General features: G+C 66.9%; 14 protein-coding genes and 1 tRNA gene. 1 reads left to right on the top strand and 14 read right to left on the bottom strand.

The annotated features are described in order from the left end of the window. Positions 1–17: 17 nt before the first annotated feature. The 9 genes from ACNQS7_RS29570 to ACNQS7_RS29530 all read right to left on the bottom strand — a co-directional run bounded on the left by ACNQS7_RS29570 (position 18) and on the right by ACNQS7_RS29530 (position 15,441). A complete protein-coding gene (locus tag ACNQS7_RS29570; protein WP_418015342.1) occupies positions 18–674 on the bottom strand; it encodes a hypothetical protein in 657 nt (218 codons plus the stop codon). Then, entirely contained in the window at positions 662–1,075 is a 414-nt protein-coding gene (locus ACNQS7_RS29565; protein ID WP_055577863.1) for an acyl-CoA thioesterase, read from the bottom strand. Before ACNQS7_RS29565 ends, ACNQS7_RS29570 begins: the two co-directional genes overlap by 13 nt. After that, the gene (locus ACNQS7_RS29560; protein ID WP_418015341.1) at positions 1,072–5,892 is read right to left on the bottom strand and encodes an NAD-glutamate dehydrogenase; all 4,821 of its coding nucleotides are present in this window, start codon (positions 5,890–5,892) and stop codon (positions 1,072–1,074) included. Before ACNQS7_RS29560 ends, ACNQS7_RS29565 begins: the two co-directional genes overlap by 4 nt. A 128-nt stretch (positions 5,893–6,020) precedes the next feature. Further along, positions 6,021–7,697 carry an energy-dependent translational throttle protein EttA gene (gene ettA / locus ACNQS7_RS29555; RefSeq protein WP_310768510.1) on the bottom strand — a complete coding sequence of 559 codons (1,677 nt, stop codon included), beginning with the start codon at positions 7,695–7,697 and terminating at the stop codon, positions 6,021–6,023. Between the two features lie 64 nt (positions 7,698–7,761). Continuing rightward, on the bottom strand, positions 7,762–8,250 hold the full coding sequence (locus ACNQS7_RS29550; protein ID WP_418015340.1) for a single-stranded DNA-binding protein: 489 nt from the start codon (positions 8,248–8,250) through the stop codon (positions 7,762–7,764). A 126-nt stretch (positions 8,251–8,376) separates the two neighbouring features. Continuing rightward, positions 8,377–10,728 carry a glycerol-3-phosphate 1-O-acyltransferase gene (locus ACNQS7_RS29545; RefSeq protein WP_418015339.1) on the bottom strand — a complete coding sequence of 784 codons (2,352 nt, stop codon included), beginning with the start codon at positions 10,726–10,728 and terminating at the stop codon, positions 8,377–8,379. A gap of 8 nt (positions 10,729–10,736) precedes the next feature. Continuing rightward, a complete protein-coding gene (locus ACNQS7_RS29540) occupies positions 10,737–12,557 on the bottom strand; it encodes an HAD-IB family hydrolase (protein WP_418015338.1) in 1,821 nt (606 codons plus the stop codon). Continuing rightward, on the bottom strand, positions 12,554–14,023 hold the full coding sequence (locus ACNQS7_RS29535; RefSeq protein ID WP_418015337.1) for a WS/DGAT/MGAT family O-acyltransferase: 1,470 nt from the start codon (positions 14,021–14,023) through the stop codon (positions 12,554–12,556). Before ACNQS7_RS29535 ends, ACNQS7_RS29540 begins: the two co-directional genes overlap by 4 nt. A gap of 158 nt (positions 14,024–14,181) precedes the next feature. After that, complete coding sequence (locus ACNQS7_RS29530) at positions 14,182–15,441, bottom strand: alpha/beta hydrolase fold domain-containing protein (RefSeq protein ID WP_418015336.1); 1,260 nt, start codon at positions 15,439–15,441, stop codon at positions 14,182–14,184. A 187-nt stretch (positions 15,442–15,628) separates the two neighbouring features. Here ACNQS7_RS29530 and ACNQS7_RS29525 point away from each other — a divergent pair. Continuing rightward, positions 15,629–15,702, top strand: a tRNA-Arg gene (locus tag ACNQS7_RS29525). A gap of 207 nt (positions 15,703–15,909) precedes the next feature. Here ACNQS7_RS29525 and ACNQS7_RS29520 read toward each other — a convergent pair. From ACNQS7_RS29520 to ACNQS7_RS29500, 5 genes are all read right to left on the bottom strand, one after another. Then, a complete protein-coding gene (locus ACNQS7_RS29520; protein ID WP_418015335.1) occupies positions 15,910–17,733 on the bottom strand; it encodes a putative bifunctional diguanylate cyclase/phosphodiesterase in 1,824 nt (607 codons plus the stop codon). Positions 17,734–17,751: 18 nt separating this feature from the next. Beyond that, positions 17,752–19,884 (bottom strand): Rv1355c family protein, encoded by a 2,133-nt coding sequence (locus ACNQS7_RS29515; RefSeq protein ID WP_418015334.1) that lies wholly within the window; start codon positions 19,882–19,884, stop codon positions 17,752–17,754. Continuing rightward, positions 19,881–20,636: a hypothetical protein gene (locus ACNQS7_RS29510; protein WP_418015333.1), complete on the bottom strand. Its 756-nt coding sequence runs from the start codon at positions 20,634–20,636 to the stop codon at positions 19,881–19,883. Before ACNQS7_RS29510 ends, ACNQS7_RS29515 begins: the two co-directional genes overlap by 4 nt. 451 nt (positions 20,637–21,087) lie before the next feature. Continuing rightward, entirely contained in the window at positions 21,088–22,257 is a 1,170-nt protein-coding gene (locus ACNQS7_RS29505) for a serine hydrolase domain-containing protein (RefSeq protein WP_418015332.1), read from the bottom strand. Further along, a complete protein-coding gene (locus tag ACNQS7_RS29500) occupies positions 22,254–23,723 on the bottom strand; it encodes a biotin carboxylase (protein ID WP_418015331.1) in 1,470 nt (489 codons plus the stop codon). Before ACNQS7_RS29500 ends, ACNQS7_RS29505 begins: the two co-directional genes overlap by 4 nt. Between the last annotated feature and the right edge of the window lie 95 nt (positions 23,724–23,818).

The raw sequence follows: 23,818 nt of genomic DNA, 5'->3' as shown, positions 1-23,818 counted from the left end.
GGTCTGATTTCAAGCGTTCAGTGCACCATCAGCGCCGCGTGGGCGCGCCGCCGGTACACCGACCCGAACCGGGCATCGATGCGCAGCCAGGCCGGCGAGATCCGCACCCGGACGATCTCGTCGTCGCCACTGATCGTTTGCGGCAGGAAACCCATTGCGGTCAAAGCGAAGACGCAACGCATCGGCACGCCCACCACCACGTCGCCGGAACTGACCTCGAGCACCTCCTGGTCCAGCAGTGAGACCGGCGGTCCATGGCCACCGCCGTGCTCCTTGGCCAGCTCCGCCCCCTGTTGCGCCAGATCCAGCATCAGCTTCGCGGGCACGTCCTCGAGGTGGGTGAAGCCGGCTTCCGGCGGCAGCCCGCCCCGCCACGCCGAATCCATCGCGAAGCCCGGGTCGACGTACCCCGTATCGGAGGCCGACTCGAGACCGCGCGCCAGGGCGTCGGCGGCCACCGACATGTCGGCGGGTTTGACCGTGCCGACCACCACGCGGCTTGCCACCACATCGAAACCCGTTGCCACCCAGGCGGTCAGCAAGCCCGACGACCGGGCACGGATCCGGATGACCGCGGCCTCGTCGAGCCGCTTCGCGTGATCGACGAACACGGCCAGGTCCGCGCGGTGCGCCGGGTCGGCCAGCCACAGTCCGCGCTCGGCTACCGAATCCACCGTTGCAGGTACTCCCGATGATGAGGCGACAAGCGCACCAGGCGCTGCTCCTCGATGTGTACGGCCGCCAGCTGCGACTCGGCGATGACGGCCGGCTTGGACTCCGGGTCGGCGTTGACCGAGCGCACCTCGTAGCCCAGCGTGAAATCGACCGCCCGCAGCCGTTTCGTCCAGATCGTCACCTGCAACGGCGAATCCACAAGGCGCAGTTGATCTTTGTAGGTCACCCGGACGTCGGCGATCAGCAGGCCGATCGTCGCGATGTCGGCGCCGAAGGGCTCTGAGAGGAACGGCACACGCGACTCTTCGAGAATCGTGACCATGGTGGCATGGTTGACGTGCTGGTACATGTCGATGTCCGACCAGCGCACCGGCACGGCCGCGACGTATCCCACGCTCATCCCGACGACGCCCGTCCGCTGGTGCGTGTCATGCGCCGGATCTGCCGGGCCGCCACCGACAGCGTCGCGAGATCTGTTGCGCCGCTTTCCCGGATCTCGTTGAGCGTGCGGCGGGCCCGGTCCACCCGGGATGCGCTGATGTGTTCCCACTCGGCAATCTTCTGCTCACCACTTTCGTCGGGCTCCCCCGCTGCCAGCACGTCGAAACACAGCGACCGCACCGACGCATAGATGTCGTCGCGAATCGCCAACCGCGCCAACGAATGCCAGCGGTCGGTGCGCGGCAGCTCCGACACCGCCGTCAGCAGCGAGTCGGTGCCCAGCCGGTCCATCAGCGCGAAGTAAGTGTCGGCCACCTCAGCCGTCTCTATCTCGGTGATGTCGGCGATATCGATGATGTCGAGCAGGCTGTAGCGGTACAGCCCGGCCGCGACGCGGTAGGCCAGGTCCGGCGGCGCGCCCTGGGCGGTGAACTCCGCGGCCTCCTTCTCCACGATCGCCTTGTCGTCCCCGCGCAGCCACTCCGACATCCGCGGCGTCAGAGCCTTGACCTTGGCCGCGAATCGGTTGATCTCGGCGCCGACGGCCAGCGGCTGCGGCCGGTAGTTGAGCAGCCACCGCCCGGCGCGGTCGATCAGCCGGCGGGTATCCAGGGTCAGCCGGTCCGAAAGGGCGACAGGCAGATTGGCGGCGCGGATGCGGTGCCATATGTGGTCGATACCGAAGATCGCGTCGGTGGCGGCGAACGTGCGCACGGCGTGGATCTGTGGGACACCGACGTCTTCGGCGAGCCGGAAGGCGTAGCTGATGCCGGCCGTGTCGACCATGTCGTTGATCAGCATGGTCGTCACGATCTCGCGGCGCAGCTGGTGCGTCCGGATCTCCGGGGTGAACCGTTCCCGCAGCGGCTTCGGGAAGTAGGCCGGCAGCCGGGATGCGAACACGTCCTGGTCGGGCAGCTCGGTGTTCAGCAGGTCCTCTTTGAGCGCCAGCTTGACGTGCGCCATCAGCGTCGCCAGTTCGGGCGAGGTGAGCCCGAGACCCGCCTCGGTGCGCCGGGCGATCTCCTTCTCCGATGGCAGCGCCTCCAGTTCACGGTTGACGCCGCGCTCGGCCACCAGGTATTTGATCTGGTCGGCGTGCACCGGAAGCAGGCTGGCCGCGTTGGCGCGGCTGGTTCCCATCAGGTCGTTCTGGTCCTCGTTGTCCTTGAGTACCAGCCAGCCGACCTCGTCGGTCATGGACTCGAGCAGCGCCGTACGTTCGCCGGCATCGACCTTGCCGGCGGTGACCAGGGAGTCGATCAGGATCTTGATGTTGACCTCGTGGTCAGAGCAGTCCACACCGGCGGAGTTGTCCATCGCGTCGGTGTTGATGCGGCCGCCCGACAGGTCGAATTCCACCCGGCCCCGCGCCGTGACCCCCAGGTTGCCGCCCTCCCCGATCACCTTGGCGCGCACCTGGTGCCCGTTGACCCGCACCGGGTCGTTGGCGCGGTCCCCGACGTCGGCGTCGGACTCGGTTTCGGCTTTGATGTACGTGCCGATGCCGCCGTTGAACAGCAGGTCCACCGGCGCTTGCAGGATCGCCCGCATCAGGTTCGGCGGCGCCATCTCGGTCACGTCACCGTCGATCCCGAGGGCGTCGCGGACCTGGATGCTGATCGGGATCGCCTTCTGGTCGCGGCTGTAAACGCCGCCACCCTCGCTGATCAGTGACTTGTCGTAGTCGTCCCAGCTGGAGCGGGGCAGCTCGAACATCCGGTGCCGCTCCACCCAGGACGTCCTCGAATCGGGGTTGGGGTCCAGGAAGATGTGCCGGTGGTCGAAGGCGGCGATGAGCCTGATGTGCTTGCTGAGCAACATGCCGTTGCCGAAAACGTCACCACTCATGTCGCCGACGCCGACAACGGTGAAGTCCTCGGTCTGGGTGTCGACGCCGATCTCCCGGAAGTGCCGCTTGACCGCCTCCCACGCACCCTTGGCGGTGATGCCCATCGCCTTGTGGTCGTAGCCGACCGAACCGCCCGAGGCGAAGGCGTCACCGAGCCAGAAACCGTAGGACTTGGCGACGTCGTTGGCGATGTCGGAGAACGTCGCGGTGCCCTTGTCTGCCGCCACCACCAGGTAGGCGTCGTCACCGTCGCGGCGTACCACCTGCGGTGGCGGGTGGACGGCTTTGGTGGCGTGGTCGACATTGTCGGTCACATCCAGCAGTCCCGAGATGAACAACTGGTAGCAGGCGACGCCCTCGGCGCGGGTGGCGTCGCGGTCTGCGGCGGCGTCCCCGGTCGGCAGCGGCGGCCGCTTCACGACGAAGCCACCCTTGGCTCCGACGGGGACGATGACGGCGTTCTTCACCGCCTGCGCTTTGACCAGGCCCAGAATCTCGGTGCGGAAATCGTCGCGGCGGTCCGACCAGCGCAGTCCGCCGCGGGCCACCGGGCCGAACCGCAGGTGCACGCCCTCGACCCGGGGTGAGTAGATGAAGATCTCGAACTTGGGCCGCGGCAGCGGCAGTTCGTCGATCAGCTGGGCATTGAGCTTGACCGACAGCACGTCGCGGCTGCGGGCCGAACCTTCGCGTGTCACAAAGTAATTGGTGCGCAGGGTGGCCTGGACCAGCGAGGCGAAGGCGCGCAGGATGCGGTCGGTGTCCAGGCTCACCAGCGCGTCGATGTCGGCGGCCACGGCGGCGGCTGCCGTCTGCGCGTCGCGGCCGCTGCCTGCGGACTTCGGGTGGAACAGCGCTTCGAACAGGGCGACCAGCGAGCGTGCCGTCGAGGGGTGCTCGTTGAGTACCGACTCGATGTAGGACTGGCTGTAGGGGAAGTTGGCCTGCCGCAAGTACTTTGCGTAGGCGCGCAGCAGCACCACCTGCTGCCACGTCAGCCCGGCGCGCATCACCAGCTCGTTGAAGCGGTCGACCTCGACGCGGCCCTGCCAGATCGCGGTGACGGCATCGGCGAAGCGTTGCGCACCCGCCTCGCGCTCCTCGTCCGTCGCCGCCAGCGGGATGGTGGGGTGCGGCTGGATCTTGAACTGGTAGATCCACACCGGCAGTCCGTCAGGCCGGGTGACCGTGAACGGCCGCTCTTCGAGCACGACGACGCCCATGCTCTGCAGCATCGGCAGCAACTGGCTCAGCGAGGCGGTGCGCCCGCCCAGAAACCAGGTGAGCTGGGCGAGCCCGTGCTCGTCGCCCTGGGAGAACACCAGCTTGACCGAGTCGTCGCTGAGTTCCTTGATGACGGCGATGTCGTTGATGGCCTCGGCCGGCGTGACGGCCTGCTTGTAGGCCTCGGAGAAGGCGGTCGCATAGTGCTCGGCGTCGGCGTAGCTGACGGCGGCGGTGGGGGCCGCGGCGGTCAGCCGGTCGGCCCACGTCCGGGCGGCCTCGCTGAGCAGTGCCTGGATGCGGTTGCGGTTGGCTTCGGAGACGTCGACCGAGCCCGGTTGCGAGTCCTCCGGCAGCCGCACCATGAAATGCATCAGCGCCCAGGGCGATTCGCTGACCCGCGCGGTGAACTCCAGCCGGGTGCCGCCGAACTCGCGGACCAGGATGTCCTCGATCTGCAGGCGCACCGGGGTGGTGTAACGGTCGCGGGGCAGATACACCAGGCACGAGACGAAGAACTGCAGCCGGTCGGCGCGCAGGAACAATAACGCCCGCCGTTGCGAGCCCATGTCCACGACGGCCTTCGCCATGGCCAGCAGCTGCTCGGCGCTCAGGGTGAACAACTCCGGCCGCGGGACCGTCTGAATGACGTCGAGCAGGAGCTGGCCGGGATGGCTGGGGTCGCTGCCGGCCAGGGTGAGCGCGTCGCGAACCCGGTGCGAGATCGTCGGGATCTCCAGCACGTCGGCGTTCATGGCCGCGACGGTGAACAGTCCGACGAAGCGGTGCTCGTAGACCTCACCGCCGCCGGCGTACTCGCGGACGGCGATGGCATAGGGGTAGGCGCCGTAGCGCAGGTAGCTGCCGACGGCGGCCTGCGCCAGCACCAGCAGCTTGGATTCGTCGGTGAGCCGGGGGCGGGTGCCTGAGCGGGCCCGCAGCACCCCGAGGCCGCTGGAGCCGTCACCGGCGACCAGACCGTCCTGCACCCGGGTGCGCTGGTATCCCAGCAGCAGGAAATTGCCCCGATTGAGCCACCGCAGCAGCGCCGCCACCTCCTGGCGGTCGGGTGCTTCGTAGCGGCCGTCGGGATCGTCGTCGACGGCCGCGGCCACCTCGCCCAGCGTGTCGATCATGGCCGCCGCGTCGGTCGCGACGCGTTGCACGTCGGCAAGCACCTTGGGTAGCAATCGCTCGACCTCGGCGAGGACTTTGCGGTCGACCGATGCGGACAGCTGGACATGGATCCAGGCTTCGCCGACGTAGGGCGACGCGTCGTCGGCTTTGGGTTCGACGCGCTGCAACTCCCCGGACGGGTCGCGGCGCACCTCGAACACCGGCGTCATGATCGCCGTGTAGGCCAGGCCGAGGCGGTGCAGCAGCACGGTGACCGAGTCCATCAGCATGCTGCCCTGGTCGGTGACCACCTGCAGGGCGGGTCCGAAGCCGGCCGCATCCTCGGCCGGGTAGACGGCGACCGCGCTTTCACCGGACGGGCGGTGCTGAGCGAGCCGACAGTGCGCATCCACCACGCTGGGGGTGACGACCGAGCCGGATTCGCTCGAGCCGTGGGACCCGTCGCCGCGCGGTCCCCGATAGCTGTCTCGGTAGGCCTTCGACACCCAGTCAGGGATCTCAGCGCCGCGCGTGAACGTGGTCCACGCCGCGACGTCTTCTTTGGCCCCGGGATCGATCGTCATTCCGATTGCTCCCCACTCGCGACGGATACCGCTCGGTTGATGCCCCACTCCTCAGCGGCTTCTACCGGCCGCATCGTCGCGGGTGCTGCCCGACCGCCCCACTCAGCACGGCCGTGGCGAGACTGACACTAGTCCCGTGTGAGCCTGCGGTGGGTCACCCTGTGCGGACGCGCGGCATCGGCACCGAGCCGTTCCACTTTGTTTTCCTCGTATGCGCCGAAATTGCCCTCGAACCAGAACCACTTGGCCTCGTTGTCGGTGTCGCCTTCCCACGCCAGGATGTGCGTGCAGGTCCGGTCCAGGAACCACCGGTCGTGGGAGATCACCACCGCACACCCGGGGAAGTTGACCAGCGCGTTTTCCAGCGAACTCAGCGTTTCGACGTCCAGGTCGTTGGTCGGCTCGTCCAGCAGGATCAGGTTGCCGCCCTGCTTGAGTGTCAGTGCCAGGTTCAGCCGGTTGCGCTCACCACCGGACAGCACCCCCGCCGGTTTCTGCTGATCGGGCCCCTTGAACCCGAATGCCGACACGTATGCCCGCGACGGCACTTCGGTCTGTCCGACCTGGATGTAGTCCAGTCCGTCCGAGACGACCTGCCACACCGTCTTCTTCGGGTCGATGCCCGAGCGGGTCTGATCGACGTAGCTCAACTTGACGGTCTCGCCCACCTTGACGGTGCCGCTGTCGGGCTGTTCAAGGCCCACGATGGTCTTGAACAGCGTGGTCTTACCGACGCCGTTGGGGCCGATGACGCCGACGATGCCGTTGCGGGGCAGGGTGAAGGACAGGTCCTTGATGAGAGTGCGGCCTTCGAAGCCCTTGTCCAGGTGCTCGACTTCGACCACCACCGAGCCCAGCCGCGGCCCGACCGGGATCTGAATCTCCTCGAAATCGAGCTTGCGCGTCTTCTCGGCCTCGGCCGCCATCTCCTCGTAGCGCTGCAGGCGTGCCTTGCTCTTGGCCTGGCGGGCCTTGGCGCCGGAGCGCACCCACGCCAGTTCCTCAGTCAGCCGCTTCTGCAGCTTGGCGTCCTTGCGGCCCTGCACCGACAGACGTTCGGCCTTCTTCTCCAGGTAAGTCGAGTAGTTGCCCTCGTACGGGTAGGCGCGGCCGCGGTCGAGCTCGAGGATCCATTCGGCCACGTTGTCCAGGAAGTAGCGGTCGTGGGTGACGGCCAGGATCGCCCCGGCGTAGCTGGCCAGGTGCTGCTCGAGCCACTGCACACTCTCGGCGTCCAGGTGGTTGGTCGGCTCGTCGAGCAGCAGCAGGTCGGGCTTCGACAGCAGCAGCTTGCACAACGCCACCCGGCGGCGCTCGCCGCCGGAGAGGTTGGTGACGGGTTCGTCCGGCGGCGGGCAGCGCAGAGCGTCCATGGCCTGCTCCAGCTGCGAGTCCAGGTCCCACGCGTCGGCGTGGTCCAGATCCTCCTGCAGCCGGCCCATCTCCTCCATCAGCTCGTCGGAGTAGTCGGTGGCCATCAGCTCGGCGACCTCGTTGAAGCGGTCGAGCTTCACCTTGATCTCGCCCAGGCCCTCCTCCACGTTGCCGCGGACCGTCTTCTCCTCGTTCAGCGGCGGCTCCTGCAGCAGGATGCCTACCGTCGCGCCGGTAGCCAGAAAAGCGTCGCCGTTGTTCGGCTTGTCCAGTCCGGCCATGATCCGCAAGACGCTCGACTTGCCCGCCCCGTTGGGGCCGACGACGCCGATCTTGGCGCCCGGGTAGAAGCTCAACGTCACATCGTCGAGAATCACCTTGTCGCCGTGCGCCTTGCGGACCTTCTTCATCGTGTAGATGAACTCAGCCATGCCGCGGTGTTGCCTTTCTGGTCTTTGGATATCCGCGGACCATCCTATGCACCGCGGGAAAGCGCTAGGCCGACAGTGGCAGCGCCGCGGCGCCGTCGGTGCCCTCGACCGTGCTGCCCGGGACGGCGACTTCGGTCGGTTCGGCAACTCCGCCGGCACTCTCGACGGCCGGATTCTCGACCGGCTGCGGCCCGGTGTAGCTCGGCTTCTCGATGCGCACGATCGCGCGGGCCAGGTCCGGGCCGACCGCGGTCGCGCGCATCTCCATCGACGAGCGCCGGTTGCCGTCGCGGTCCTCGTACTCGCTGGTGTAGACGTGACCCACCGCGATCACGGGCGCGCCCTTGCTCAGCGCGGCACCGACCCCGGTGACCAGCCGGCCCCAGCAGTTGACGGTGATGAACAGTGAGTTGCCCGGTTCCCAGCCGCCGTCGGCGGTCCGTCGGCGTGAGTTGCTGGCCACCCGGAACTTGATCAGTTCTTCGCTGCCGACGCGACGGCGCTGGGGGTCGTTGACGATGTGGCCGACGATGGTCATCCATGTTTCGAACATTGGCTCAACTTTCTCTCGGGTCGTGCTGGTGTTGAGACCCATTGAGCCCGCCGGCACCGACGGATCGTGCCGGCGCGGGCACGGTGATCGGTGCGCCTGTTGACAAACCCGCCACTGTGGACGGGGCTAGTCCGGTTCTCCGGAGCGCAGCTGACGCATCTTGAATTCACGCTCGACGAATTGGTTGCGGGCGATGTGCTCGACGTAGGCGAAGTCACGCAGGATGTTGCGCAGTTCGTGGCGGAAGGTCACCCGGCGCTCGGTCAGGTCCGCCGCCGGCGCGATCAGGTCCTGGTCGACGACGACCTGCCGGGCCGTGGCGAACAACAGGGTGGACACCGACTCACTGCTGCGGACCCTGCCCTGGGCGACGTACTGCCGGCCGACCCCGAGTGCCAGGTCGGTCAACTCCTGCTGGCTGATGTCCGGTGGGGCATCGCGCAGCACGTCGGCGACGATCTCGTAGGCCTCGAAGAACACCCGCAGCATCGCATCCGACATCAGCGGCCGCTTGGCGTACAGCATCTGCTCGACAGCTTCTCCCCCGGCGGCAAGCTGGACTTCCCAATCCTGGTGCCAGGCCATCTCTTCGGCGATATTGGCCCGGAACGCCGCCGAGTCGGCGAAGTAGAAATCGAATTTCAGCAGATCACGCAGCCGCATCGCCTGAGCCCAGAACGCTTCCACCCGGTCACCGGTCGCGTTACGGGCATGCGCCAGCGCAAGTTCCACGATCGAGGTCTCCAGGAACGCGTGGATCACCGAGTTTCGGTAGAACGCCGCGGCGTGCTCGTCGGCGGGAGCGATGTACCACACCGGTTGCCGGCCGCTGTCGACCCGAGTCACCGGGTGCCCGTTGGAGAGCGCGTCGACCGCGGCCCGCACACCCTCGCGCGAGCGCAACCGCAACGCACTGGTGGAGACCGGCGTGTGCTTGCGGTCGAGGTAGTCCAGCGAGTCCTGCAACGTGTGGTGCAACTGATCGAGTGTCAGGGCCATCCCGCGCGTGGTGAGCAGCAGCGCGGACACCAGACCCGTCGCGGTCACCGGCGTCGACTGCAGGATCCGCCAGGCCACCTCGAACGACATCTTCTGCAGCGCAAGGCGTTTAGCGGCCGGGTCGGCTGCCAGCGGTCCGTCCGGCGGTCCGAGGTATTGGCGCATCGACACCGCTTCGGGGAAGCGGACATAGATCTTGCCGTAGTTGCGCTCGCCCTGGGCCTTGATGAAGTTGTAGAGCCAGCTGAAGCCCTCCGGCGTCTTCTCGGCGCCCTGCGCATAGGCCGCGTATTCGGCGATCTCGTGCAACTGGTCGAAACAGATCGAAACACCTTGCAGCAGAATGTCTTCGCTACGACCGTCCAGGTAAGCGTCGGCGACGTAGCTCATCAGACCGAGTTTGGGCGGCAACATCTTTCCGGTGCGCGACCGGGTGCCCTCGATCGACCAGCTCAGATTGAACCGCTTCTCCACGATGTAGCCGACGTACTCCTTGAGCACATATTTGTAGAGCGGGTTGTCGCCGATGTTGCGGCGGATAAAGATCGTCCCCGAGCGGCGCATGAGCGGCCCCATCACGCCGAACGACAGGTTGATCCCGCCGAACATGTGCACCGGAGGTAACCGGTTGTCCTGCATCGCAACCGGCACCACAGCCCCGTCGATGTAGGACCGGTGCGAGAACAACAACACGGCCGGGTGAGACTCCAGCGCGGCACGCATGGCCGCGACCTGATACTCGTCGTAGTCGAAGTCCGGGTCGAACCCGCGGCTGAGCATCTTGCCCAGCACCGAGATCACGTCGACCGATGCCTGGCTCCACCCGGTCGCCAGTTCGTCGAGCATGTGCCCGGCTTCCTCCACTGTGGCACCAGGGATTTTCTCCAGGCCGGCCCGAAATCGTGCTGACGCCAACATCTCCGGTTTGACCAGGCGTGGGGACTTGTACTGCGGCCCCAGGATCCGGTACTCGGCCCGGGCCAGCGCCAGCAGCGCCCGCCGGGTGACGAACTCAGCGAATTCCTGGGTGTTCTCACCGACGGTGGTGTCGCGCCATTGCCGGCGCAGTTCGGACACACTGGCCGACTCGCCGGCAACCACCCGGGCCCGCCACGGCTCGGTGCGCAGAATCCGCCGTTGCTGACGCTGGTTGGGATGGTAGGGATCCCGGCCTGGGAGCAGGGCCGCCACCTTGGCCACTTTCCCCCGGTCGGCGGGGGGCAGCCAGAAGACACGGACCGGAACGATCGACCGGTCGTCGCAGGATTCGAGTTTTTCGACCAGCGCGGTCAACGCTCCCGGCGGCGCGGTGCGCGCCGGTAACTTCAGCACGTCGAAGGTGTTCTGCGGCAGGCGGGCCCGCTGCTGGCCCAGCCAATCCATGATCAGTTCCATCTCGACCGGTGTGTCCATGGACGCGAGCACCAGCGAATCTTCGGCGGTCAGGAGTGCGCTGGTGTCGGCGGCCGGTCTGGTCACGGCGGGCCTCAGGGCTGCGAGGTCGACGAGTCGGACTGCTCCGAGTTCTCTTGTCGCCTCTCACTCACGGACTTCGGGTCCACGCTGGATTCGTGCGGAGTGATGTCCGGCGTCGGCTCGGGAGGTTGCTTGACGGCAGCTTTCTTGGCCGGAGCCTTCCTCGCGGCGGCCTTCTTCGCGGGGGTCTTCTTGGCCGGAATCTCTTTCGCCGCAGCCTTTTTCGCGGCGGCCTTCTTGGCCGGCGCCTTCTTGGCGGCTGCCTTCTTCGCAGCCTTCTTGGCGGCAGCCTTCTTCGCGGGCGCTTGCCCGGCGGCGGCCGGCGCGCGCTTCTTCGCGGACAGGTCCACCTCGGGCAGCCCGTCGTACGGCCAGTCCGCCAAGGTGTCGAGGTAGAGCTGACGGACCTCGGCGATCCGGTCGGACAACGTGTCCAGGGTCCAGTTCTCGACCGAAATCGGCGGGAACACCGCAACATCGACGGTTCCGGGGTTCAGCGTGGTTGAGTTGCGCGACGCGATGATCTCGGCATTGCGGATCACGATGGGAATGATGGGAATTCCCACCGACATCGCGATCCGGAACGGCCCTTTCTTGAACGGGCCGACCTCGGTGGTGTCCAGCCGGGTGCCCTCCGGGGCGATGACGATGGACAGGCCGTTGCGGGCGCGGTCTTCGACGGTGCGCAGCATCTCCACCGCGGAGTCCGGGTCGTCGCGGTCGATGAACACCCCGTCGAGCAACTTGCCCATCGTGCCCATGATCGGGTCGCGCTGCAGTTCCTTCTTGCCCACGCCGACCCAGTTGTCCTTCACCAGCGCACCGGAGATGATCGGATCAACCTGATTGCGGTGATTGAAGATAAAGACCGCGGGCCGCTGCGCGGTCAGGTTCTCCTGACCGATGACGTTGAGATGCACACCGCAGGTGGCCAACAGCAACGAGGAGAAGTTCGAGGTGAAGAAATTCACTCCGCGCCGCCGGTTGCGGGTCAGCAGGCCCAGACCCACCGCGCCGGCCGCAACCGGAACCATCGAGCCGAAGCCGGCCAGGGTGCGGATCTGACGACGCAACCCGACACCGCCGCGGCTGTCGAACTTCAGGATGGGCCAGCCGCGGCGCCTGGCCACGGCGGCCATCTTGCCCTCGGGGTTGGTCGGGCGCGGATTGCCGACCAGGTACATCAGGGCGACGTCCTCGTCACCATCGGCGTAGAAGTAGCTGTCTTTCAAGTCGATGTCGTGCTCGGCCGCAAAGCGTTGCACCGCAGCGGCTTTGCCCGGCCCCCACAGGATCGGCTTGATCACGCCGCCGGTGAGCAAACCGTCCTCGTTCGTCTCGAACTTGTTGGTGAGCGTGTTCGAGATGCCCAGGAATCGCGCCACCGGGTTCACCTGGATGGTCAGCGCCGACGAGCTGAGCACCACGGTGTGGCCGCGTGCCACGTGCGCGCGCACCAATTCCCGCATCTCCGGATAGATCCGGGACTCGATGCGCTGGTTGAACAGCCGCTCGCCGATCTCGTCGAGGTCGTCCAGCAACCGCCCGGCCAGCGCCATGGACGCCTTGCTGATCAGCTCCTCGAACTCGATGCGGCCCAGGGTGTGGTTGAGCGCGCCCTGGATCATGCTCAGCAGCTCGCCCACCCCCATGTCGCGGCGGCGCAGCCGCTCCTGGGTGAGGATGACCGCTGTGAAGCCGGCGACCAGTGTTCCGTCCAGGTCGAAGAACGCACCGACCTTCGGACCCGGTGGGCTGGCCATGATCTCGGCCACCGAACCGGGCAACCGCAGGTCCTTGACCGCGGAGTCCTTTTCGTCTGCGGCGCTCACGAGCCCGACGCCGATCGTGCGGAGGCGACGGGCTTGGGTTCGAACGATGCCGCCAGCGCGTGCGGCGGCGGATCGCCGGCCAGCGCGAGGATCTCGTCGAAGGCCTCCAGCAGGCACTGGGCCCACAAGTCGTCCTTCTGCACCGCCGCCCTGTCGTAGCGGACGGTGATGGTGCACCAGCCACCCCGGGAGATCAGCACGACCATCATCGCCACGCCCGGCAGCGGGCCGATACCGTACTGCCGCATGATTTTTGCGCCGGCGATGTAGGTGTCGCCCGGATAGACCGGGACGTTGCTGGCCTGCACGTCGTTGCCGATCACCGAACTGCTGATGCCCTCCAGCACCGCGGTCGGCAGCACGCTGAGCACCGGTGCCATGGACCCGATGATGTTCATCGCGGGCTCTTCGCGGCGTTGCGTCATCTGCGCCCGGATCTTCTTGATCCGGGCCACCGGATCGACCGTGCCGACCGGGGCGGCGAGGTTGACTCCGGTGAACTGATTGCCGCCCGCCGCATCGCCTTCGGCGCGCAGGTTCACCGGAACCGCCATCGGCAGGGTGCTGATCGGCACACCGAGGGCGACGTGGTACCGCCGCAGCGCGCCGCACAGACCGGCCAGATATGCGTCGTTGATGGACCCGCCACCGGCCTTGGCCGCCTTGTGGAGGTCGGCAAGCCGGATGTCGATCGCCTCGGTGCGACTGGCCAGGCTGCGCCGGCGCAGCAGCGGCGAGGGTTCGGCCGCCCGGTTCAACACCCGTGCCCCCGATGTGGCGTACCCGAAGATCCCGGACACCGTGGACAACGGATCCAGCACCGCCTTCCCGGCGGCCGATACGGCTCCGGTCAACGCCCCCAGCGCGCCGCCGACGATCGCCATGGGCAGGTGGTTAATGCCCTGGCGCATCAGGTCATTGGGGGTCAGATCCTGCGGGATCGGTTGCGGGGGCAGTGGCCTGGGCTCGGGATCGCGCTCCAGGTCATAGATTTCGGCGAACATCTCGACGCTGCCGACCCCGTCGGTGACCGCATGACTCAGGTGCAGCAGCGTAGCCGCTCTGCCGTCGGCCAGTCCTTCGACCAGGGTGGCCGTCCACAGCGGCCGGGAGATGTCCAGCGGGGACTGCAGCATGACTTCGGCGAGGTCGAACACCTCGCGAAGGGTGCCGGGTTCGGCCACCCGCACGCGCCGGACGTGGAAGTCGAGATTGAAGTCCGGATCGACGACCCAGCGCGGCGCCGCTGTCGGCAGCGTCGGCACGACGACTTTCTGCCGCAACCTCAGAACCTTGCGGGACGCATTCTCGAACCGGGAACGAAAGCGGTTCCAGTCCGGCGTGGTGTCGAGCAGCTCCAGCGCCATGATCCCCGAGCGCGTCCGCGGGTTCGCTTCGCCTCGGTGCAGCAGATAATCAACCGGACCAAGCTCGTCGGACAACCCCACGGCCTCAGCCACGGTCACGACCCCCCGAAAGCCGGGTCACCCGACACGTCAACCCCTTCACCGCTGATCAAACCTCCTGCTATCAGGCCCCGCCACCGGAATGCCCACCCAACGCTAGTCCGGTTGCGGCGGTGGTGAAAGTGAGGGTGCTCTCAGCGTAGGGAGGTGGCCTCGGCTCAGCTGGCGGGTGAGGCGGACAGAGCGAACGAGCCCATGAGGGCGCTCTCCCGCCGGCCGTAGACGACACCCAGGAAGTCCGAGACGGCGTCGGCGGCCAGCCGGGAGCGCACCGTCGGGGTGATGTCGAAGGCGTGGTGCGCGTTCGCCAGTTCGGCGTAGGCAACCGTTGGGGCCCCGGCTCCCTGCAACGCCGCGCAGAAGGCCCGGGCCTGACCGATGGGTGCCAGCTGGTCGCGGTCGCCGTGCAGCAGGAAGAACGGCGGCGCGTCGCGGTGCACATAGGAGATCGGCGACGCCGCGGTGAAGCGTTCCGGCTGGTCGGCGAATCTGGCTTTCATGACGAAATGCTCGAGGAACGGCATCATCATCTCGTGCATGTTGTCGAAATCGGTGAAGTCGTAAACCCCGTAATACGGGGCCGCGGCCTGCACCGTGGTGTCGGCGCGTTCGAACCCGGGCTGGAACGTCGGGTCGTTGGGGGTGAGGGCGGCCAGCGAAGCCAGGTGCCCACCCGCTGAACCGCCGGTGATCGCGATGAAGTCGGAGTCGCCGCCGTAGTCGCCAATGTTTTCCCGGACCCAGGCGATCGCGCGCTTGACGTCGATGATGTGCGCGGGGAACTTCGCGCGCGGGCTCTTGCTGTAGTTGATCGAGACGCAGATCCAGCCCAGTTCGACCATCCGGCTCATCAGCGTGTAGGCCTGCGGACGCTTGCCGTTGACGCTCCATGCCCCGCCCGGAACCTGGATCAACACCGGGGCCCGGTGACCGGGGGCCAGGTCCGGACGGCGCCAGATGTCGAGCAGGTGCTCGGTGCCACCCGGGCCGTAGGAGATGTCCGACGTCTTCGCCGCGTAGCGGCGGTGCGGGCCGGGCTTGGGCTTGGGCAGGATGCCGCGGCGCACGCTCAGCGCCGGGTTGGTGGTCGGGTGGAAGACCTGGTCACGGAAGTCGGACCCGAACGACGCCTCGAGGGCTGCGGTGAGCGCACGGTCCGCGCGCTGCGCGGCCCATGTGGTGCCGACCCGGTTGATCGCCGGCGGCGCCACCCGGGACAGCGCATGGCCGGTGAGCACGTGCGGCGGGAACTCGGTAGCCAGCCAGCCGGCAATCCAGCCCACGGCGAACGGTGAGCCACGCAGCAGCACCGCGCTGGCCCGGGAGATGCCCCGGGCGTCAGCCGCGAGCTGCGCGCCCTGGCGCAACGCCTCGGCACCCGCTTGCGAGCACCGCGCGGTCACCTTTGCAATACACATTGCTAAGCACACCCCTCGACGTCAGGCACACGCCACGTTGCGGTTAACGGCCGATGACCGGCCGGTGTTGTACGTGTGTCGAGGCTCACACCATAGCCCATTTCCGGCGCGGTCAAACTCTTTTCCGGCGCGTTGTGTCGCCTGCGCCCCTTGATTTTTCGGCTTTGGATAGACTGACCTGCGCATTGCCTCCGTAGCTCAGGTGGATAGAGCAAGGGCCTTCTAATCCCTAGGTCGCACGTTCGAGTCGTGCCGGGGGCGCCGACTGGGGCGTCTGTTGCCTCAAGTGACAGATGTGACGAGAGTGGCTCATGCGCATCAGGCGCGACGGCCGCCGCGTGCAGCCCAATGGTCGTGATCATGTCCCTCCTCAACCGCGGCCCCGTGGATACCCACGGGAATTTGTGTCAAACGGCGATGAAGGGATACCGCAGCAGCGATGAAATGCGCTGGTCGAGACCGCCGCGGCTAGCTGGCGAGCAGGCCGCGCATGGCCGCGCCGGTCACCGGCGGCGAATACAGGAACCCCTGACCGCGGTAGCACTGATGATCGATCAGCACCCGGGCCGCGTCCTCAGTCTCGATGCCTTCGGCCACCACATTGAGGTTGAACCCCTGGGCCAACACCATGATCCCGCGCACGATGACGAGGTCGCTGGAGTCGGTGCCGAGTCGCCGCACGAAACACCTGTCGATCTTCAGCGTGTCGATCGGCAGCGTCTGCAAGAGCGACATGGCGCTGTATCCGGTTCCGAAGTCGTCGATGGCGATCCGCACTCCGATGTCCTTGAGGCCGGCCAGGGTGGCGCGGGCGGTCTGCAGGTCCTGGACGATGACGTTCTCGGTGATCTCCAGACACACCGAGGAGGCGCCGATACCGTGCCGGTCGATCGTGTCGGCGACGAACTCGACGAATCCGCCGGTGACCAGCTGACCGGGCGAGACGTTGATCCGCAGCACCAGATCACGGCCGAGCCCGGCAGACCGCCAGTCCGCGAATTCCCGGCAGGCCGAACGCAACACCCACCTGTCCAGTTCGCCTGCGAGATTGACCGATTCGGCGACCGGGATGAACAAGTCGGGGGGCAACAGCCCGCGGGTCGGGTGCTGCCACCGGACCAGGGCCTCCACGCCGATGATCGAACGGGTCCGCAGGTCGACCTCGGGCAGGTACACCAACCGCAGAGCGTCGGATTCGATGCCGCTGCGCAGGTGCAGCTCGATGTCGTTGCGCAGTTCGCTTCGCCGGGACATGTCTTCGGTGAAGGTCGCGATGCCGTCGCCGCCGGCATGCTTGGCCGCCAGGACGGCCTGGTCCGCCCGGCGGATGAGGTTCGACGGTGTGTCTATCCCGGGCGTCGCGCAGGCGGTGCCGATGCTGACGGTGCGGGTGAGCACCTCGCCCCCGATGGACACGTGTTCCTTGAACTGGTCGCTGAGCTGTTCGGCGAACCGCACCGCGGCGTCGGCGCTCATCGGCGAGGGCGGGACGATGACGAACTCGTCGCCGCCGAGTCGCGCGATCACGCTGTCACCGAGGCACGCGGTGCGCAGTCGCTGTGCGAACACCTGGATGAACTGGTCGCCCGCGGCGTGACCAAGGTAGTCGTTGATGGTCTTGAGGCGATCGAGATCCAGGAACAGCGCCGCCACCGGGCCGGTCTGCCCGGCGGCCAGCCGCTGGTCGAGATGGGCCAGCAGTGCCCGACGGTTGTGCAGGCCGGTCAGGTCGTCATGGTCGGCGAGGTGGCGGAGCTGCGTTTCGGCGGCCACCCGAGCCTGGACCTGAGCGAACAGACTGGCGATCGCGGTCAGGGCGTTGAGCTCGGCCTCGTGCCACTCCCGGTCGCCGTATTTGACGAACCCCAGCACCCCGGTGGTGACGTCGGCAGAGATGAGCGGGACGGCGGCCAACGACGTGGCCACGATCTGGCGGCCTTCCTGGATGCGCCGTTGATAGTCGTCGGATTCCGTGTCCGGCCGTAAGACGAGTGGTTCCTTGGCGTGTTGGGCTGACGCGAAAACCGGGTCGGCGTCGGCGAAGTAGATCACCGCAAGTGGATCGGGATCCGGTATGTCGTGGCGGGGCGGCCATTCGGCCACCAGCTTCGTCGCATCGATGTCGTGGTCGTTGTACCGGAGGAAGCTGACGTCTACGCCCAGCTGGTCCACCAGGTAGGCCAGTACCCGCCGGCTGACGTCGACTGAGCTGCCGGCGTCGGCGGCGATGAGTTGATTGGCGACGGCGGTGACGATCTGGTCAAGCCGATGCGGGGTGGCGTAGTCGTGCATTGTCGAAGTTCGCGACTCTCAGTTGGTTCCGGGCCGGCGCCGGCGGCTGCGCACCGACGGCGGCGGGGCGTGAAACAGCCTGAATACCAGGACCTCGTGCTCGTCTCCCCCGGGTTCGGCCAGGCCACGCAGCTCCTGCTGCAGTCGGTGCAACTCCGCGGCGAAGTGTGGTGAAGCCTTCTGCAGATCCTCTCTCGTGCAGCCGTAGAGAAAGACGGGCGACACCGGTTGCACAGCCAGGCCGCATTGCTGCGCGGCGATCCACACCGCCTGCATGGCCGAACCGCCACGGGCGAAATCGGTGAGTTCGGTGCCCTGGACGTAGACGACGCCGAGTGCCGAACTCGCCGAGACGCGTTCGGACATGTTGGTCCCGAGAGCCTTACCCGCATCCCATTTCGCCAGGCTTGCAATGACATCGGCGCGGCTCACCAACTCGAGAACGCGCAACTCGCTGGGCTCCAGTCCCAGGCTGTGCACGTCGATGCCGGTCTCCGCCGAGGGATCCCCGGGCCAGCGAAGCTCGGAGATCATCTCCTCGTGCAGCCTGGGGGTGAGATAGCGAATGCGGTCGGCGGCGGCCAAAATGGCTGCGGCCCGCTCGATCTCGTCGCGCGACAGCAACATCCGCAACCGCCCGCCTTCGTTAGCCGCGACCTCTTCGAGCATTGCCGCGATCGTGGCATCCAGCGGAGTGGGCGTGCCACAGTAACGGTTGGTAGCTCGAAGCAGCATGGGCTGATAGAGGGCGGCCAGACCCGGGTCCTCGCCCCGGCCGAACTTCAGTGTCGCCTGTAACGGTGAGCCGGGCTGCCTGGTATCGAATTCGACGGGCCCCAGAACCTGGTGAGCCGCCGCCGCGACCCGGGCGTTGAACATCGCGGCACCGAGTGCGACCGCGCTGCCGCGGAAGGCGATGTCCATCATCGAGGTGCGTTCCGGCACCAGTCGCACGGTGAGCGAATCCTGTTCGGCCACAACATGCCAGGGCTGCGCATTGCCGCCGGAGGGCGCGCACGTCGCGGCCTCGGCCACTGCCTCGCTCACCGGCCGTCGCGCGTCCGGCGCGGTGGCCGTCGCAACCTCCGGCGTAACCGCCTTCGTGCCGTTGGTCAGCGCGGGCTCATCGAGGCGATCCAGCGCGGCACTGACATCGACCCGGACCCGGCCGGAACCAAGTGGCTCACCGAGGCCGATTCGGCGCACGGCGTTCGCCACCGTCGCCGCGCCTACCCAGATGTCGCCGGCCAGCTGGGGCCAGCCCGCCAACGTCTGGCCGACCTCCACCAGCGAAGCCGCGCCACGCGCTGAAAGCTGTTGACTGTCAAGAATATTGAGTATGTACGGCACCTTCTCCCGGGTCGTCAGACCGCCCAGCCGGCCCGCGTCGATATCGCCCAGCAGACCATGCAGAATCGGTCGCCCGGGATCGGTGTCGTAGCGCTCGACGTCTATCAGGCCGCGGTCGGTGGTCGCCATCAGCACCGGGACGCCGCGGGCCTTCGCCGTTTGCCGCAGCAGCACTTTCATATCCAGGGAATCACATTCCTCGACAACGACATCGAGGCCGTCAAGGAACGCCTCGATCGACTGCGGCGAAAGCCCCGACGCGACCACCTCGACTTTGAGGTACGGGTCCAACTCCGCGATCCGCCGGGCGGCGACGGTCGCCTTGTTGAGGCCTAAGTCGAGGACGGTTGCGGGCACCCGGTTGAGGTTCGACAATTCCAGCTCATCGAAATCTGCCAGTCGTAGCGTGCCACAGGCGCCTTCGGTGGCGAGTGTGTAGGCAATCGCGTGGCCGGCGCTGACGCCGACGACACCGACCCGCAGCCCGTTCAGAACATCTTGCTCCTGCGCGGTGATGAGGTGTCGGTTGCGGTCCAGGCGCACCGCACGGAAGGCCCGGGGACCGAGTATGGCGGCCACCACGCGGCGCCACGGGTAGTACACCCAGCGCCTCGCTTCACTCAGCAGATCCGGGTCCGGCGCCGGCAGCGAGCGTCGTGCCGTAGCCAGCTGTTCTTCGAACCGGTCGATCCACCGGATGTTCGGATCCGCCCGGAGCCGGTCAAGTGCACGGCGATCCTCGGGGTCGCCGTCGCACAGGACAAGCGCTTGGCAGTCCTCGCCGTCGGGCGCGTTTGTCACCGGGCGGCGCCCGCGCCGGCCATGCCGAGTCCGTTCAACGCCTCCGCGTCCCTCATAAGCTCGCCTGTCTCCGTATACATTCTCGAGAGTTGTTTGGGTTCAGCGTGGTTAGCGATGGTGCTGCGGTCCCACCACATCATCTTGGTTCGGTAGCGCTCGTCCGGGTAGGCCACCGCGGGGATCGTCGCCGCCACCACTCCCCCCGACGCGCGCCACCGGTCCAACACGTGGGCGGCCGCCGTCGCCATCACGAACTGAACCCCCAGCAGTGCCATGCTCGGCAGCGCCGTACGTGCTAAGGCCGCCGCGATGGCACCACGGTGACGAGAGGCGCTGTCCGCCCACGCGGTCTTCACTTCAACGACACCGAACGGCACCCGATCGTCGATCATCTTCCGAACCGCGACCGCTCCGGGGCTACCCTCCCATTCGATCACAGCATGAGAATCATCGGCCGACCACAGCGGGCCTACGACGCGAGCGCCCCCGACGACCGCACCCCGGCCGTCCACCGCCGCATAAAACAATCGAGTATCCATGCCATCCCGGACCGCGTCGATATTCAAAGTACGCTCTACGCCGTGTTCGGTGTAGCTGCGAACCGCGCCATCCAGATATTCGGTCCATAAAGTAGGGTCGAGCGCTGGATTTGATACGACGAGTTTGCAATTACCGTCTGGCACCGGCAAAGTCAGATTCCTCACAAACGGGAACTTCGTCGGCGCGAAGGAATCGCATGCGGCGGTAGTCATTATTCTCCAATCTGTCGAGCTGCGGGTGCGGTTTGAATTTCCGGTGCTGTGAGATGGTTTACCCGGAATTCAACCGTGTCCTGCAGGTGGGGTCGTCTGACCTGTCAGTGGATCCCCTGTTCGGACCCTTCTTCTAACCCGAGAGATTTAAAAATAACCGGGCGTTTAACTCGGCGCGGACTTTCCGGCCGTGCGAACCGCATCTCACGGCATAGTCACAGCCGGGGCACCGCGGAATTTCTCCAAAGGGGCGCCGAGCCGTCGGGGTTAGTCCCTTATAGCGCTTTTTCATGACCTCGCCTGCGGGTGATCAGGCCACAGCGCGATTGTCGTGACCAAGGGTCCGGTTCGCTTCGGATTGTATGCCGCCCGAACGGTGACCGGCGGTTCGTTATCGACCGCGATCAAGCCCGCTGATTGCCCGCCGCTGATCGTGTTGCGGTACAGCCGATTACCCGCACCGTAGTTCGCGCGCTACCGCGTCGAAGGCGCGCAGCGTGTCCACCATGTGGGGTTCGTGCGAGTGCGCCTGGGTGGACAGCTTGGCGGCGACCATCTCCGCCGACCGGTCCACGTAGATCATCTGACCGCACATGCCCAGGCACAGCACGACATTGCTGTCGGGGTAGGGAAACCACATCTGGTTGCGGTACATCCCGCCCGGCATCTCGTTGTTGTCGGGGTTCGCGGCGAACGCCTGCCGCGAGTCTGGACCGCCCTGCAGCGTATCGGCGACCCACGCAGTCGGCACCACCTGATGACCGGTCAATGAGACGCCGTCGCGCAGGAACAGCGACCCGAACCGGATCATGTCGGCCAGACAGGCGCTGATGCCGCCGTCGAACAGTCCGGTGCCTGCCGCGTCGATGCCGATGGTGGCATCGCGCTGGGCGCCGATGCGACTCCACAACAGTTCCGACATCAGCTCAGGCATCCGCCGGGCGCCGGCGACCTCGCAGATCCAGCCGAGCACATCGGTCTCGCACGAGCGGTATTCGAAGGGACCGCCGTGCGGTGATTTTCGCCGCAAGGTCAGCAGGAAGTCGTGCAACGTGGCGGGCGCGTCCGGACCGCTACGGGGTGCCCACCCCATCGCCTGGTCGAGGCGGTGAATCTCCGCGGCCGGATCGTCGTAGTTCTCCGAGAACGCGATGCCGGACCTCATGTCCAGCAGGTGACGCACCGTGGCTCCGTCATAGCCCGAATCCGCCAGGGCCGGAACGAATTTCGTGACGGGCGCGGCAAGCTCGATGGCACCGTCGTCGTGCAGCGCGCCGACGACGGCGGCCACCAGGGATTTGCTGACCGAGAACAGCAGGTGCCGGGTCTGCGCCTGCATGCCGTCGAGATATTCCTCGGCCACCATAGCCCCGCGGTGGGCGACGGCCCACCCGTCGGTGGCGGTGGCAAGCATCACCGCGCCGACGGTGGTGGCCACCCCACCGTTGCCGGCCACCCGGACGTCCGCCAACGGCACCTCGGCTACCGGCAACCGCGCGACCGGCCCGCTCCCCCGCGAGATGACCGCGATCGGCACGAAGTCTTCGACGTGCTGGAACGACCACTTCGCGTAGGGCGCCGCCAGCCAGTTGTCCAGGGAGATGCCGGCCGGGGCGCTCACGCTCGTGCGACGAGCCGAGAGACGATCGGGGCGGCGGGCGTCAGGGGCGTCGAGGTGAACTTGGCCTTCATGCCTTTGACCCAGCGCTGGCAGCGGTCGCTCAGCCGGTAGTCGTCGGTCTGCAGGTGTCCACGGGTGACCAGCACGCCGAGTTGGGCGCCCTCGGAACGTAAGTCGCCGGGCGCCGCGACGCGCATGTAAAACGCCTCGGAGCCGTCGAGCAGGGTGGCCCAGTCGTTTGCGGTCCGCGCGAAGGAGACACGGCCGTCGTCGTCGATGCGCCATACCCCGGTGCGCGGCGTCGCGGTGAAGATCTCGATTTCCGGCGAGGTCTCCGTGATGATCACCTGACCCCAGACTTCGTCTTCGCCATAGCCCCGCTCCCAGCGCGAGTTGATTTCGTCGATGTCGAGCTCGTACTCCACGTCCATGTACTCGAGGAGATGGAAGAGGAACAGCGGCATGTCGGCGTACGCCTCGGTGGTCAGGTTCGTCATCGGGCTGGCGCCGCTCAGGCGCGGATTCACCTCGCCGAGGTAGAGCTCATCGGAGTCGAGGTCGTGCAGCAGGTCCACTTCGAAGTAGCCGAGGTAACCCTGGCCGCGCATGACGTCGCCCAGCTTTGTCACCATTTCCCGGGCGGCGCGGGTCTGGGCCGGCGGCAATACCTCGTGCCAAATGTCATTGCCACACCAGCTGCCCCGGCTCGGCGTCAGCTCCGAATAACCGACCAGACTCGTCATCGCGGGGCCGACCACGGTGCCGTGGCGGGTCACGGCACCCTCGAGGCACACCTCGACGTTGCGGATGCGCTTCATGACTTTGAGCTCCTGCCCGACCAGGTCACCGGCGTGCTGGTCCCAATCGCGCTGACCGTGCACGAAGAACGTCCCACTGCCGGCGTTGCCGTATGCGATCGAGATGACGAGGTCATCGCCCAGACCGGCGTCCTGCGCGAGCGTGAGCAGTTCGTCGTAGGAGCCGGCCCGTCCGATCGTGTTGGGCACGCTCGGTATACCCGCGTCATTGGCCAGCCGCGTCATCACGATCTTGGAGCCCAGGCGCTCGCGCAGCTCGATCGGCGGATGCATGACCTGCAGGCCCGCCGACCGCGCCAGTGCCTGGATTTCCTCATTCATCATCACGAAGCAGCACTTACCACCGGGGCCTTTGCCCGCGATGAAGTCCAACGTCTCAGGATCGGACAGCAGGTGGCTGCACACCTCGTCCATGGAGTCGAAGTCACGTCGGTCTCGCCGCCGGGGCACGAACACGCGCGAATGTGTGCCCTCGAAAGCGTCGTAGTACGTCAGATAGAAGAAGTTCCGTATCCAGCGGTCGACGCCCAGCAGATTGAACGGGGTCGGCGAGATGAAGTACAGCGGTGTGGTGTTGGTGTGAAAGAACGCCCGCACGTCCGAGAGGCCGTTGAGCGGGCGACGGGGCTCGGGGCTGGCGGACGCCATCACGCCTCCCGCGCCGGGGCTGCGGTGGTGCAATCACTGACATTCATGGCACAAGTGTGGACCCGCCGACGGCCTCGCGGACATGTGGGTGCCGA

Source organism: Mycobacterium sp. 23, assembly GCF_048287075.1.
GTDB lineage: Bacteria > Actinomycetota > Actinomycetes > Mycobacteriales > Mycobacteriaceae > Mycobacterium > Mycobacterium gordonae_B.
This window is presented reverse-complemented; position numbering and strand designations above follow the sequence as displayed.